Source organism: Egbenema bharatensis FJBBOT/2019, from assembly GCF_048077055.1.
GTDB lineage: Bacteria > Cyanobacteriota > Cyanobacteriia > Elainellales > Elainellaceae > Egbenema > Egbenema bharatensis.
In genome coordinates this window covers 5942470-5957450 of record NZ_CP182236.1, presented here as the reverse complement: position 1 = coordinate 5957450, position 14981 = coordinate 5942470, and the positions used below count along the sequence as shown (strand labels likewise).

The 14981-nt window shown below is 52.2% G+C and carries 6 protein-coding genes; 5 read left to right on the top strand and 1 reads right to left on the bottom strand.

What is annotated here, in order from left to right:
• Positions 1–292: 292 nt before the first annotated feature.
• Positions 293–2032 carry a pilus motility taxis protein HmpF gene (gene hmpF / locus ACM1PF_RS27835; RefSeq protein WP_416669355.1) on the bottom strand — a complete coding sequence of 580 codons (1740 nt, stop codon included), beginning with the start codon at positions 2030–2032 and terminating at the stop codon, positions 293–295.
• Between the two features lie 1080 nt (positions 2033–3112).
• Here hmpF and ACM1PF_RS27830 point away from each other — a divergent pair.
• The 5 genes from ACM1PF_RS27830 (at position 3113) to ACM1PF_RS27810 (ending at position 14723) form a co-directional block, all read left to right on the top strand.
• A complete protein-coding gene (locus ACM1PF_RS27830) occupies positions 3113–4426 on the top strand; it encodes a response regulator (protein WP_416669353.1) in 1314 nt (437 codons plus the stop codon).
• A gap of 335 nt (positions 4427–4761) precedes the next feature.
• A complete protein-coding gene (locus tag ACM1PF_RS27825) occupies positions 4762–5127 on the top strand; it encodes a response regulator transcription factor (protein ID WP_106170231.1) in 366 nt (121 codons plus the stop codon).
• Positions 5128–5358: 231 nt separating this feature from the next.
• On the top strand, positions 5359–5889 hold the full coding sequence (locus ACM1PF_RS27820) for a chemotaxis protein CheW (protein ID WP_416669351.1): 531 nt from the start codon (positions 5359–5361) through the stop codon (positions 5887–5889).
• Positions 5890–6059: 170 nt separating this feature from the next.
• Positions 6060–8975: a methyl-accepting chemotaxis protein gene (locus tag ACM1PF_RS27815; RefSeq protein WP_416669350.1), complete on the top strand. Its 2916-nt coding sequence runs from the start codon at positions 6060–6062 to the stop codon at positions 8973–8975.
• 165 nt (positions 8976–9140) lie between these two features.
• Positions 9141–14723, top strand: a complete 5583-nt coding sequence (locus tag ACM1PF_RS27810) for a hybrid sensor histidine kinase/response regulator (RefSeq protein WP_416669349.1) — start codon at positions 9141–9143, stop codon at positions 14721–14723.
• The last annotated feature ends 258 nt before the right edge of the window (positions 14724–14981 follow it).

Sequence of the window (14981 nt, the reverse complement as noted above, 5' to 3'; positions counted from 1 at the left end):
GGATCGATTCATGAGGGGTGCCTTGGCTCCCTCTTTTTTTGGCACTGAGAATTGAGCACCACAGACCTCGCCCATGAGCCGGAAACAGCCCTCAGCCCTACGGAATTCTCTCACGCCCGCAAACAGCATTCAGCCCTCAGGAGCGGGGATTCAATAATCGGTGCACCGTTCTGCTTCTTTAGCTGGGCAGGCAAGATCTCAGCTTGAGCACTCAGTCGAAACGCTGCCCACCTCACCAGAATTTCAAGTTATTCAATTTGCATTCCTTCGTTTTTGCCACTCGAACCTTTTCCTACGAAGCCGCCAACTCATGCACCTGAGACGGAACCAGTTGCTGTACGGTATCGCGCAGTTCGTTGACTGCCTGCATTTGGTAGTCGCTGGCTTCCTGGAACTGAGTCATGACACTGGCGATCGTCTCTGCTTTTTCCTTCAGGGTGTTCAGACCATCCTGCACCGGTTGAAGCAAATCTTGATAGGTATTAACCCGGCCCCAGAGTTCAGCGGCCGCAGCGGATTGCGATCGCACTTGCTGATCTAGCTGACGGAGTTCATCGCGCTGGGCATCTAATCGCAGGGTTTCCTGCTCGACTTTAACCTGAAGGGGTTGAATCGATTCCTCTAAATCCTGAATCTGCTGCTCTAGTGCCTGCAATTCCTGAGCCTGCTGCTGACGAAGTTGCTCCATTTGCGTCAACACCGGGGATAAATCAACGCTGCTCTCGTTGTCACAAGTAGGATAGCCCTGTCTCCGTGCCAGAACCCGCTGGTGTTGTTGGAGACCAGTTTGCCGCTCTAGCAAGTTCCGCCGTTGCCCGACTAAGGTTTCGTTCAACATCTGGTAACGGTCTTGTTCATCGGCTAATTCAGTTTCCAGGCGCAGGCGATCGTACTCACTGGCTTGCTGAATTTGCTGACGTAGCTCCTCGATCGCCTCTTGCTGAAGGGTTAACTCCTCCTCTTGAATGCTGACGAAACGGGAGAGCTTTTCCAGCTCTCTTTCCAGTTCACTGACGGTGGTTTGCAGTGCTTCAAGGGGCAAGTTTTCTAAAGCACTGAGATCCACTTTGTCAGACAGACCGGAAAGCTCTGCCATTTGTTGATACAGTGCATCCTGGTTGTGGAGCTGTAGCAGTAATGTTTTGGCGTGACTATGTTTGAAGGTGAGGATATCTTGCTTGGACTGTAAATCGGCCCGGAGTTGGCTGAGTTCATCTGTAGATTGATGCCAGGACTGCCAGCGATCGTGCAGATCTTGAAGCTGAGCATCGACCTCAGATTGCAGTTGGGTCGCAGCCCCCCGATGCTGTTCCAGGGTTTGCCAGTGATGGTTTAATGTCCCCTGCTGTTGGGCGATCAGATCAAACGAAAGGTGAAGTTGCTCTTGGATTGAGCCGGTGGGTGTCACGGCTCCAGAAATGCGGCTCAGGAGTTCTTGAAGCTGCTGGGCTTGTCCTTCATTCAGGCTAGAAGAACCCTGAAGTTCAGACTGGCGTTCCTCCAACTGATTTTCGGCACCTCGTAACTGGGCCCATGCGCCTTCTAGCTCCTGACTTTTGCGCTCGTATTCTTCCCGGAGTTGCTTGATCTCGCCATGCGCCGCTTCAATTTCCTGGCGTTCTTTTTCTAACCGCTCAAACTCGGACTCCATCTCCTGAAGTTCTTCCTGACGGGCTTCAATTTCCATCTCCCGTCGGTTCAACTCCTGGCTCTGATAGGTCAGAGATTGCTTCCACTGCTCAATTTCTTCTTCCTGAGTTTTGGCTTTTTCCTGCGATCGAGTAAATTTCTGGAGAATGCTCACCAGTTGACGACCCGCCTCAGCATGACGCTGTACCTGTTTAGCCGCAGAAAGCTCTACGAGGACAATGACTCCAGCCCCATACCCTACATCATCAGGAGCGGGAACGATTTCTTCACTTGGCACTGCTGTCCAATTCAGTTCCGATCGCTCACAGGCCAGCAATCGAAACTCTGCCTTCCCACCACCAATAACCCTGGCTTTCCGTATGACTTCCGCTAGATACAGCACGCTGACAATCCTCTTTTGTGTCTATATGACCCACGACAGGCTTTTCTAGCCTTATTTCTCCAACTATTCTATTGAGCTACCCGATTTACCTGAGCTGTCCTGTACTCAATTACACCAAGTTTCAGAACCATTGATGAAGCAGTTCATGACACAGGTTGCCTGCAAAGGTCTGGCATACAAGCGGTGGAACTCCTAGCAAGCCTAGTCGATCGCGCTAGAAAAGTCACTAGACTTTGCTGGCTTTCACTATTGATTCAGAACACCCTATCCCATAGCCTACCGTTTTCACGTTTCTCTGAGGGGGTCTACTTAAATTTAGATTTCCCCAGATCTGGCTTAACTCAACAGGCAACCGCTCGAAAACTACTGCCCCGCTCCCCTCAGTTCTTAAGGAAAATAATCCCTTAATGAAAAGTAAACTTTAATCGGTTCAGGGCGCTAGGTTTTGTAATGGAAGTTAAGCTGTGCAGATAGGGTTGACTGGACAGGTTGCTGACTGGACAGGTTGCTGAACTGAGCGATCGTTCTTTCTGAGTTTAAGGGAAAGATAAGGTTGGGAGTTCAGAACGCATCGGGATAGGCTGGCGAACAGTGAATCCCGTTGGCTTCAGGCTGAGGCTGGTTTAGGGGCAGGATTGGTAAGGTTGAAAGTTCGCTCGGCTGCTTGCAGGGAGTCGTTTTCAAACAAGTTTGCTGTTCTTTGTAACTTTTTTCCTTTCCTTCGTCCCAGCGTTTATAGTTAATGAAATAACGCTCGGTTCCTTGCTGTTTATCGTCCTTACCGTCACCGCTCGATCGCCATCCCTCTGACCCTATCCGTTTGAGGGCGCAGATCAATCAGTTTGCTCAGTTTGATTAGGAAGTCAACTGGATCAGTAAAGTTGGATTAGCCTGGATCAGTAAAGTCTACCACTCGATGCTTTGAGATTGATTCAATCGCTCGCCCATTGACATAGGTCAGAGGTAGGGGAACTCATGGCATCGATCGAACAATCTTTGGGATTATTCAAAATCATCTGAAATCATTAAGAGAGTCATCGCTGAGGTCTTGGGCAGTTTTGGGGAGAGTATCTGGGTTGAATGCAAGGCAAGTTAAGCGAAATTGATATTCGCAGCATCCTACAGCTAATCGAATTGGGACAACGAACGGGGGAGTTGTTTGTAGAAACCTATGGCTCTTCGACAGGGGGAACTGACCCAACGAACAATCTTGCTTTTCCGCTGCGGCGTTCTCCACGCACCGGGTCAGGCAAGTCCTGGCTCGTCTTCTTTCTAAATGGGCAAATTATTTACGCCGGGGATAGCGGTGGGCAGCTTACCCGCCTCCGGGATTATCTGCAACGGTATCGAGTTGAGCCGGAGTTTGACTCCCTGGGAACCTCTCTGATTGCAACGGTTAACGCCCCTGAATATGGTCATCTGTGGATGCTGCTGGAAAACCATGTGCTAACGCCAGAGCAAGGTCGAAGCATCATTCGGAGTATGGTGCATGAAACCCTGTTTGATCTTTTGAGCTTGCACCAGGGGTCGTTTGTGTTTGAACTGGGAACCGCTTTATCACCTCAGCTCATGACCCTGGAGATTGCCCCCCTGGTGACTCAAATTATGAAGCAAGTGCAGGAATGGAAGCAGCTTCATCCCCAAATTCAATCCCCCAATCAATTCCCGTCGATCGCCGATGCCCCGAAGCTGCAACAATCTCTGACAGAGCCAACCTTCAAAGCCTTTGAACGCTGGGTGGATGGGAAAACGTCCTTCCGGCAAATTGCTCGTTACTTGAATCGAGATGTTCTGACGGTGGCGAAAGCGATGTATCCCTATATTCAGCAGGGGGTAGTGCAGGTTTCCTCTCCTATTTTTGATGAGTCTGCCCCCCAGCGACAGTCCTTTACTTTGAAAGATGAGCGAGTCCCCCGCATTGTCTGTATTGATGATGGCGCGACGATTCGGAAGGCGGTTGAGTATATTCTGAACCAGCACGGCTATGAAGCAACGGCCATCAGCAATCCCCTGATGGCTTTAAGTTTGGTGTTTCAATTGAAGCCAGACTTGATTTTGTGCGATATCGCCATGCCCGAACTGGATGGGTACGAGATTTGTGGCATGCTGCGGCGATCGACTGCGTTCCGAGAGACTCCCATCATTATGTTGACGGGAAAAGATGGGTTTATTGATCGGGTGAATGCTCGAATGGTGGGAGCTACAGACTACCTGACCAAACCGTTTGGCGAAGCGGAACTGTTGATGCTGGTGGAAAAGTATGTTGGGCAAGGACGACCGGATCGCCCCAAACCCGATCGGCTGCTGGCTGAGGCGTTGCAAGATGAGTTAGACCTGGATTTTGATCTGCCCCCCCCGCGATCGGATGCAACTTCATCCCCCTCGACCCTGTGATTGCCCGGATCTGAAGGAGCTGCATTGACCGGATTCCCTCAGTCCTGCGATCGCCCTCTGCTATCCCTGTTGATGCTCCCTACTTGAACATTCCCTTGAAACATCAATACAGTATGACAAGTCATGAATTCAGAAAAGTTATTTAGGTGGCAAACCCTACAATAAAGAGTGTTTTGCCAAAACACCGATGCCAAGGCACAACCAACGCCCCATCAAGGGACGAGAATCTCTGGTTGATTTAAAAGCAAGGCAAACCTAAAAGAAAAGATATGATGGGCGATCGAGGAAAACCGTTTCTAAAATGCCAAAGGAATGTGGCCAGGAAGTAGGGAGATATGAGTACAGTTTTGGTGGTGGAAGACAGCGTAACCCAACGGGAAATGATCACCGATTTGCTCAAAGGCAGTGGTTTAACCGTAACGGTTGCAGGAGATGGCGTAGAAGCGTTGGAAAAAATCCAGGGGCAGCGGCCGGATCTGGTGGTACTGGATATTGTGATGCCTCGGATGAACGGTTACGAAGTGTGCCGACGGCTCAAAGCAGATCCCAAAACCCAGCACGTTCCGGTGGTGATGTGTTCCTCTAAGGGGGAAGAATTCGATCGCTACTGGGGCATGAAGCAGGGAGCCGATGCCTATATTGCTAAACCCTTTCAGCCCACAGAACTGGTTGGAACCGTCAAGCAGCTTTTGCGCGGCTAAGGAGGCTAAATCAGCATGAACCGTTATCATTAAGCCATTTGACTGAGCGAAGGTTGAGCTACATCGGCAGGAATTCAGTCTGGAAGTGAATGAAGAAATGAATTAACTTTAACTGCAAAATTAATTGCCCTAACCAATAAAATTTGAGTCAAGCTGATATGAATTTTCAGGCAGAGGGTAGGTTAAAGATGGGCAAACAGCACGAGGGTAATGGCAGACAGGTGAAGACACATGATAGGAAATCCAGACTTTTTTAGCGGTAAAGGGGCCGATCCAGCAGCTGATTTTGAGGAACTGGAAAGCCCTGAAGGTGAGCTTCATTTGCGGTTTTTCGTAACCTCCGGCGAAGAATTTGCTTTGCCTGCGATCGGCATTAAAGAAGTTATTTCTTCTCCCCCCGATCGAATCACACCCATTCCTAACGTTTCTCCGTTACTTTTAGGTACACTCAATGTGCGAGGTCGCGTCATTTGGGTGGCTGATCTGGGGCAATTTCTGGGAGATGCGACACCCATGAGTACCGATCGCCCAGAGATCGCTGTGATTGCAGTGGAAGATCAAGATGCCATGCTGGGACTGGCGGTGGATCAAATCGTCGGGATGGACTGGCTGGACATTGAGGATGTGCAAATGCCGACCAACGTTCCCGATGGCATGGCTCCTTTCCTGCGGGGCGAATGGTTGATGAATCAGGAACAGCCGATGTTGCTTCGTTTACTGGATCAGGTGGCAATTCTGCGATCGGCCCGCTGGGCAGCCTGAATGCAGCGATATTTGTCTCCCCCGATCAATCGGGTGGCTCCCTGGCAAAAACTGATTGACAAAAGTTTTGATTGACAAAAGTTTGACATTTATCATCTGGCATCTGGTAACGCAATTATAATCTGGCAACATTAGGCACAATTGGAGTAGCACGGGCAGGAGAAGGTTAAATGGGATCAAGCACTGGATACATTCAGGAATATCAAAATGCCCAACGCGCCTACATCCAGGGCAACTACGATGAAGCCGCTGAGGTGATCGATCGTCTGGTCGAGAACTACCCCACTGACCCCAGTGTTTGTTTACTGCGAGGGCATATCTACTGCGGGTTACAGCAATACGACATCGCCAGCGAACAGTATCAGACGGTTTTGGAACTGACCGACGATGCCGAGTATGTCAACTATGCCAATGATGGCATCGCCTACGTCAGTCAGTTTGTAGATGGTTCCGCCTCAGGAGATCACTATTCCCCAGGAGACAATTCCGCTGGGAATTCTGGGAATTCTGCTGAGGAGTCCTACGCTGCTGATGCCTTCACCGAAGACTCCTTTACCGAAGACTCCTTTACCGATGATGCCTTCTCCGAACAATCCTTTGCTGATGGTTCCTACTCCGAGGATGCCTTTTCAGATATCGATTCAGACTTTATCAGCACGATCGATTCTCCCATTCCACCCTTCCCCGATCACGCTGCCGCATCCGCCGCAGGAGATGACGAGTATGACTTCGCTGACTTCAACCTGGATGATAATTTAGACGACAATCCCGCGAGTTCAGCCGAGCCGTTTGCCGATCCCTTCACCGCCCAGACCCCGGCTCAAGATGAAGTTGCACCTACCAGCGACAACCCCTTTGCGCTGACGGATGATCCCTTTACATCCGATTCCGCCGCCGATTCCGCTACTGATAGTACTGATCCCTTTGCAGACTTAATTGATTTAGGGGAATCAGACTTCAATCCTGATCCTCCCTTCGGGGCTGATAGCAGCAGCACCCTGGATGATCTGGATATTCCACCCCTGGATGACTTCGACTTTGATGCCCCTGCTACTCCTCCAGCTTCCCCCTTTGGTTTTCAGCCCTCCGAAGATGAGACGCTGTTTATGGGAGATGATTTTTTAGGGGCTGAAGCCAGACATGAAAGGGGCGAGGAACAGACCTACACGCCGGATTATGGTGCAGCAGATTACGGTGCCGATTATTCTGAAGCTGAAGCCAATTCCTCCTACGGGGCAAACCCTTTGCCAGAGGAACAGACTTTTGTTTCAGGGAATGACTTTGACTTGGGCGAGTTTGATGAGTCGGGGTTTCCCAGTGCAGGCAGTGCTGCATTTGACGAGGAAACGCCCTCTGCCCAGCAGAGCAATGTGGACTTTTTAGATGAATTTGATGAGTTTGATGATCTGGGCAGCTTACCAGACTTCGATCTGTCAGATAATTCCGTGGATTTTACGACTCCCTCGGTGGGCAGTTCAGACATGGTATCGACTCCGATTCCCACCAGTTCCACCTTTGACTTCAGTGACAGCAGCGATCAGTCCATCATCCGCGAGGATGAGGTGTTTGCTATTGGTTCCACGGAAGCAATGCCAGGCTTCACCTCCATCGACGGACGGGCGATCGAACCGGAAGTCAGTATTGAGCAGGGTTGGACAGCTCCCCTGGAAAATGCTCCCCTTGCCTCTAAGAAGTGGATGATTGCTGGAATTACGGGTGTGGTGTCGGCCATTACGGTGGCGGCCGTCAGCTTTGGCTTTGCCAGTACCGTGCCCCAGGAAAACCGAGAAACTGTACTGCCCCACATGACCATTGCCGGACTGGCCATGAGTGCGACGGCTGGATTGGCCAGCTTTGGAGTGACGGCAGCTCTGGGGGGATTGTTGACCAAGCAGGTGCGACGAACGGCAGCGGATCTGCACACTCAATTCGACTCGATTTCCCAGGGCAATTTCAACGCCAAGGCGACGGTTTACTCTGAGGATGAATTTGGGCAACTGGCAACGGGATTCAACCAGATGGCGCGGGTGATTCTGACCACCACCAGCGAAGCCCAGCGGAAAGCCGAGGAGCAGGAACAGGCCAAGGAAGACTTACAGCGGCAGGTAATTCGCCTTCTGGATGATGTGGAAGGGGCAGCGCGGGGAGATCTGACGGTGCAGGCAGAGGTGACGGCAGACGTGCTGGGCGCAGTGGCCGATTCCTTCAACCTGACGATTCAAAACCTGCGGGAAATTGTCCAGCAGGTGAAGACGGCCGCTCGACAGGTGACCAAGAGTTCCACCGAAAACGAAATTTTTGCCCGATCGCTGTCCTCCGATGCCCTGCGTCAGGCGGAAGAATTGGCCGTTACCCTCAACTCCGTCCAGGTGATGACTGACTCGATTCAACGGGTGGCTGAGAGTGCGCGGGAAGCGGAAGATGTGGCCCGCTCGGCTTCGGCAACGGCACTGAAGGGCGGAGAAGCGGTAGAGCGTACCGTATCTGGGATTTTAGAGATTCGGGAAACGGTGGCAGAAACCACCCGCAAGGTGAAGCGACTGGCGGAATCCTCCCAGGAAATTTCCAAGATTGTGGCGTTAATTTCCCAGATTGCCTCTCGAACCAATCTGCTCGCCCTGAACGCCAGTATTGAAGCTGCCAGAGCTGGGGAAGCGGGACGGGGATTTGCGATCGTGGCGGATGAAGTCCGACAGTTGGCCGACCGGGCTGCGAAGGCATCCAAGGAAATTGAGCAAATCGTGTTGCAAATTCAGGGTGAAACCAGTTCGGTAATGACGGCGATGGAGGAAGGCACCCAGCAGGTAATTGAAGGGACACGGCTGGCGGAACAGGCGAAGCGATCGCTGGAGGACATTATTCAGGTATCGAACCGCATTGATGCGTTGGTGCGTTCCATTACGGCAGATACCGTAGAACAAACGGAAACCTCCCGCGCCGTGGCTCAGGTGATGCAGTCAGTCGAGCTAACCGCCCAGGAGACTTCCCAGGAGTCCCAGCGGGTGTCCGCTTCCCTGCAAAACCTGGTAGGGGTTGCCCGCGATCTACTGGCTTCTGTGGAACGGTTCCGTGTTGAAAAGGTGTAGAGGTGTAGAGGTGTTCCCCCTGATACCGAGATTCAGCAAATCGGGTACTTTAAACCCATCCTATGGATTTCAGATCCAGGATTGCCAAAATCCCAAATCTTAAATCCAAACTCCAAAACTGTGTCAATGTAAGGCGATCGTCCTTCGTATTCAGAGGAAATGGCTATGCTGTCGGAACAACAACAGCGGATCATGGGCTACTTCATTGAGGAGGCCAAAGACCACCTCAATACGATCGAGCAGGGCTTGGTCAACCTCCAGGGGACGATCAATGACTCGGAGATGGTGCATGAAGTGTTCCGGGCAGCTCACTCGGTGAAAGGGGGAGCGGCAATGCTGGGGTTGTCCAGTATTCAGCGCACAGCCCACCGTCTGGAGGATTGTTTCAAGGTTCTCAAAGAATGCCCTCAGGTTCCGGTGGATCAAAAGCTGGAGACGCTGTTCCTGCGGGTCTACGACACTCTCCACGAACTGGTGGAGCATCTCCAGGGGCCGTTTGGACTGACGGAGGATAAGGCCCAGGCAGCGATGACCAACGTGGAGCCAGTCTTTGCCGAACTCGGTCAACACTTAGATACGCTGGTCAGTCAGGTGGGGGGTTCCCTGCCTGAAGATGTCGATCTGAACGCCATTCCCCTTTCTGCCCCCCCGGTTGCTGCTCCACCCCCCGTGGTTCAACCCGCCATCACGGAAGAAAGTGCGTTCCAATTTATTTTCCAAAACGATGTGCCAGCCCGGCTCCGGGAAATGCTGCAACTCTTCAAGCAGTCTGAACATCCCGATAGCCGCAGGCAGCTTCAGGAAATTTGTCGATCGCTGTCTCAACCCGGTGAGCAATTTAATTTGCCGAACTGGTGTGAATTACTGACAACGGCCCAGGGAGCGATCGGTAACGAAGCCAATACCTACCGCAGCCTGGCTCCCGTCATTATTAAAGACATTAAGCGCGCGCAGGAATTTGTCCTATCGGGTCGCGCCGCAAATGTTTCCGCCTCAGAAGATTTGTTGAATCTACTGCCGCCAGAACTGCCGCCTGTGGTTGAAGTCATGGCAGAGGATGACGTGGCTGATTTTGCCGATCTACTCTCCATTCAAGCCGATGCCAATGCGCCGGAGTTCCAGCTAACCGACTCTAATGTGGATCTCGCAGCAGCCGATCCCTTTGCGGCTCTATTTAATGAATCCCCCGGGGCTTCAGAGGATGCAGATCTGGACTCCGACAACTGGTTGGATGATCTGGCCAACCAATCGCACCAGGTTGCCTCCCCTCTGGCAGATACCTCCGATCTGGACTTCGACTTAAACTTTGACGAAGCCCTGGCTGTCGCAAATGACACCACCCCTGAAACTCCAGACTTTAGCTTGCTGGATGCCATCAGCGATGATGAACCGCCCCCGAAGCAGGAGAGCGATCGGCATGGGCCAGAGGTGGGAGTTGCCGAACTGAATTCCCTGGCGGATCTGTTTGAAGGCGAATTATCAACGCTGGGCTTGACCTGGCAAGAAGAAATTCTTGACTCCGATGCTGCTGCTCAGGATGTACCTGAACTGTCTCAGACAGAGTCCTCAGAAGAATTTTCCGATCTGCTCTTGGAGGAGAACCGTTTTGACAACCTGGAGGATGAGGGAGACGATCTCTCTGGGTTACTTAATGCCGTTTCCGCGCAAGAGGCGATCGAACCAGATGCCGCACCCGCTTCAGAATCTGTTGCAGAACCCGTTGCAGAACCCGTTGCAGAACCGACCACCGCAGCCGAAACCGTAGAAGACGACTCCGCCATCCTGTTTGACGAACAGTTTAATGCAGCGATCGGCGGGCCTGTCTCTTCAGCGGATTCGGGTTTTGATAATCTGGATGAACTATTTTTGGGGATAGAAGGGGAAGAACTGGCGACAGAAGGGGGGAAAGAGGCTGAATTTTCAACTGGATTTGAGACAGAAGCTGCAGAATTTCAGTCCATTTTTGCGCCCCTGGACGAGGAGGTGAATCCCTCAACGGACGACCTATCTACCTCGGAGGATGAATTCGACTTGCTCTTTGATCTGGCAGAAGATAGCGGGGCAGAAGACGGTGAGACAGGGGAGATGGATCTGTTGTTAACTCCTGAGGCAGACTCTAACGCGCTCCTGGTGGAGGAATCCGCTGCTCCGGGTGAAGCCGACCGTGAACTGGCGAATTCGTTCATGGATGAGTTACTTGCCAGTGCAGAAGAGCCAAGTCCAGCTGAAATTGCGGCGGAAGTTGCCACAGAAATTAGTCTTATGCCGGATGAAGCGACGGAAGATGAAGTTGCTGAACCGGATGCGGCAACGGTATTAGATCTGGGGATGATGGATGAAACCTCGGTTTTAGAGGCAGGAGTACACCCGGATCCGGATTTAGAATCCCTATCAGATCTAGAGGACATTTCCTCGGAGGATCTCTCTGCCGAAGCCCGATTTCCCTCTGAGGTCACCGCAGACTTTAGCGATCTCTGGCAGGCTGAATCTTCCTCAGAATCTCTCTTTGACCCTCAAGACGCGGCTTTAGACGATCGCTTCTCAGAGGATGAGCCGACTCGAATTGAAGCATTTGACTTCACGCCCCTGGTCAAGGAAGAACAAGTTGCTGCTGACTTCTGGTTAGATAGCACCGAGCAGACGGAAATTGCGGATGATCCATCACTAACAGATCCCCCCCTTGACCTGGAGGAATTTACCCTGGAAGCCATTGCCGATGCAGGCGAGCCGTTAGAAGGGGAGAGGGAGATTAAACTGCCTGGGGTAGAGCCCCCGGACGCTGCACTCCTTGACCTCGATCTAGATGCCCTGATGGGGAATGGTGATCTGGGTGAGGGTGAGTTTGATCGTGGTGTTGCAGACGACGATCGAGCAACTTCAGAAGAAGTCACGTTTGACCTTGATTTGTCCTTGGATGACCCATCTCTGGATGACCCATCAGAAGAAGTCACGTTTGATCTTCTGTCTTTGGATGACTCATCTTTGAATGAACTATCTGTGGATGAACTGTCTTTGGATGAACCATCTGCTGAGCATCCGCCGTTTGCCTTTGAATCTGGCTCCTTTGCACCGGATCTGACTGATGCAGCGAGCAGTGCGATCGATGAATTTTCTGCAACTGCGGTCAATCCATTTGATATTGAAAATCCTTTTGTCCTGGAGGAACCTGCATTTACCGATGCGGATGATTTTGTTGAGGGGGAGGAGTTTGATTTAAGTGCAGTAGAAGCTCTGCTCCTGGAGGAGGAACTGCAATCGGAGTTGCAATCTAACCTGGCTGAATCGGCATTAGAACCAGAATCAGAACCAGAACCAGAACGCCTGACTGAAGGGGAGGCAGAACTCGCACCTGATCCTGATGCTGTATCTTTAGATTTAACTGAATCAGCTTTTTCTGAACCGGACTTCTCTGAATCGGCTCTCGCTGACTCTCACCTGTCTGAGTTGGAGCTGCCGGAACCCCACCTTTCTTCCGATTCTGATCTGGATGATTTTGCTGACCTGGAAGCGATGCTGGGAGATGAACCTCCCGCGATCGTTGATGTGCCGATCGCGCCAATACCTTCAGAACATGCAGATGATTTTGCAGATCTGGAAGCTCTCCTGGGGGATGAGTCCGTGGCTCCTGCCATTCCTGATATGACATTGCCCAATACTGCGGCGGTCAGTCAGGATGATGAATTTGGCGATCTGGAAGCCCTGCTCCAGGATACGGATCAAAAACTGGGGGTAGGTTCATCTCCGGTGCGAGGTGCTGCCAGCGCGGCGGCCCGTCGTCCATCTCGGCGGAACGTAATTGCCGATCAGACGATGCGGGTATCAGTCAAGCACCTGGATAACCTGAACAACCTGGTGGGAGAAATGGTGGTCAATCGGAACAGCCTGGAGCAGACCCAGGAACGATTGCGGCAGTTTCTCGACAATTTACTCTATCAGGTGCAGCAACTCAGCGATGTGGGGCAACGAATGCGCGATTTGTATGAGCGATCGCTGCTGGAAAGCTCACTGTTATCTAGCCGTCGCAGCTATCAGCTTTCGAGTGGGAGCGGGTTAGGCGCATCCCAGAGCAACCATGCCACTGGGGCCAGTTTCGATGCGCTGGAGATGGACAAGTTCACTGGGTTCCACACGCTTTCCCAGGAAATGATCGAGCTAATCGTGCGAGTGCGGGAGTCGGCCTCGGATATTGACTTTGTGGTGGAAGAAAGCGACCAAATCACGCGCAACTTCCGGCAAATTACCACCCAACTTCAGGAAGGCTTAACTCGATCGCGGATGGTTCCCTTTGCCCAAACCGCAGACCGCTTGCCCAGAGGGGTACGGGATAACGCGATTAAGTACGGCAAACAGGCAGAACTGACGATTGAGGGACGGGATACGCTAATCGACAAAATGATTGTCGAGCAGTTATATGATCCAATGACCCATCTGGTCAATAATGCGATCGCCCACGGGATTGAAACGCCGGATGTGCGCACTGCCGCCGGAAAATCACCTGTAGGCCGAATTACGATTCGAGCCTTCCATCAGGGCAACCAGACGGTGATCTCGGTCAGTGATGATGGAGCGGGAATTAATCCAGACACGGTGAAGGCAAAAGCTCTGTCCCGAGGGCTGATTTCCCCGGCTCAGGTGGATCAACTTTCCCGCCTAGATATCTACGACCTGCTATTCCATCATGGATTCAGCACTGCCGATCAGGTCGATGATTTGCGGGGACGCGGCGTAGGGCTGGATGTGGTGCGCAGCAACCTGAACGAAATTCGCGGTGTGATTACCATCGATTCCAGTGTCGGCAAAGGAACCACATTCACCATTCGTCTCCCCCTCACCCTCAGCATTTCCAAAGCCCTGTGCTGTATCAGCAACCGGGCCCGGATTGCCTTCCCGATGGATGGGGTGGAGGATATGCTGGATGTGCCCAAAGATCGGATTCAAACGGATGATCAGGGACGTTCCTGCATTCAATGGCGGGATGCGCTGCTGCCGTTCCAACCGCTAGCAGAATTGCTGAAGTATAACCGGGTTCTGGGGCGAGGCAGTGTCTATGGCGGCAACCAGGAAGAGGATGTGCTGTCGGTGGTGGTGCTGCGCAGTGCCGGAAATTATCTGGCTCTCCAGGTGGATCAGGTCTTGGGTGAGCAGGAAATTGTAATCAAACAGCTAGAAGGCCCCGTGCCCAAACCCATTGGCGTGGCGGGTGCAACGGTTTTAGGAGATGGGCGGATTATGCCGATCGCCGATGTGCTGGAGTTGATTGATCTATCCCAGGGACGCATTCGCCGGGAAGCCAACAATGCCCTATGGGAAATGGGTGGAGAGTCAGCGGTACAAGATCCCGCCTCAACAAAGACAGAACCCACGGTGCTGATTGTGGATGACTCGATTACAGTCCGTGAGTTGCTCTCCATGACCTTTAACAAGGTGGGCTATCGAGTGGAGCAAGCCCGCGATGGTCAGGAAGCCTGGGAAAAACTGCGATCGGGCTTACCCTGTGATCTCGTTTTCTGCGACATTGAAATGCCCCGCATGGATGGATTGGAACTGCTCTCACGCCTACAAAAAGATCCGCAACTCAGCGAAATTCCCATCGCCATGCTGACTTCCAGGGGAGCCGATCGTCACCGTCAGATGGCGGTTCAATTGGGGGCGAAGGGCTACTTCACGAAACCCTATCTGGAAGAGGTGCTGTTGGATGCAGCGAACCGGATGCTGAAGGGCGAGGTGTTGGTGACTACCAGTGCGTAGGGTCAGGGCGTAGTAGAAGCGAGCGTGAATTGAGCAACCGTAGAGCGGGCATCTTGCCCGCGCAGGCTGGAAGCCTGCACTACGAAAGGTGGGCGTATTGCTGCCGAGGTCTAGTAGGGTCAGGGTGTAGGGGCAGGGCATAGGGATTGATACTTCTTGGATCGGGGATGCAATAGCCTGTCACCGTTCTGCTGCTTTGACTGGGCGGGCAGGATACCCACCCCACAAGAAGTTCAAGGATGTCCACCCCACAAGAGT

Coding starts and splice junctions, on each gene's coding strand:
- ACM1PF_RS27825 (WP_106170231.1), top strand. CDS start 4,762: ATGAGTACAGTTTTGGTGGTGGAAGACAGCGTAACCCAACGGGAAATG.
- ACM1PF_RS27810 (WP_416669349.1), top strand. CDS start 9,141: ATGCTGTCGGAACAACAACAGCGGATCATGGGCTACTTCATTGAGGAG.
- ACM1PF_RS27830 (WP_416669353.1), top strand. CDS start 3,113: ATGCAAGGCAAGTTAAGCGAAATTGATATTCGCAGCATCCTACAGCTA.
- ACM1PF_RS27815 (WP_416669350.1), top strand. CDS start 6,060: ATGGGATCAAGCACTGGATACATTCAGGAATATCAAAATGCCCAACGC.
- ACM1PF_RS27820 (WP_416669351.1), top strand. CDS start 5,359: ATGATAGGAAATCCAGACTTTTTTAGCGGTAAAGGGGCCGATCCAGCA.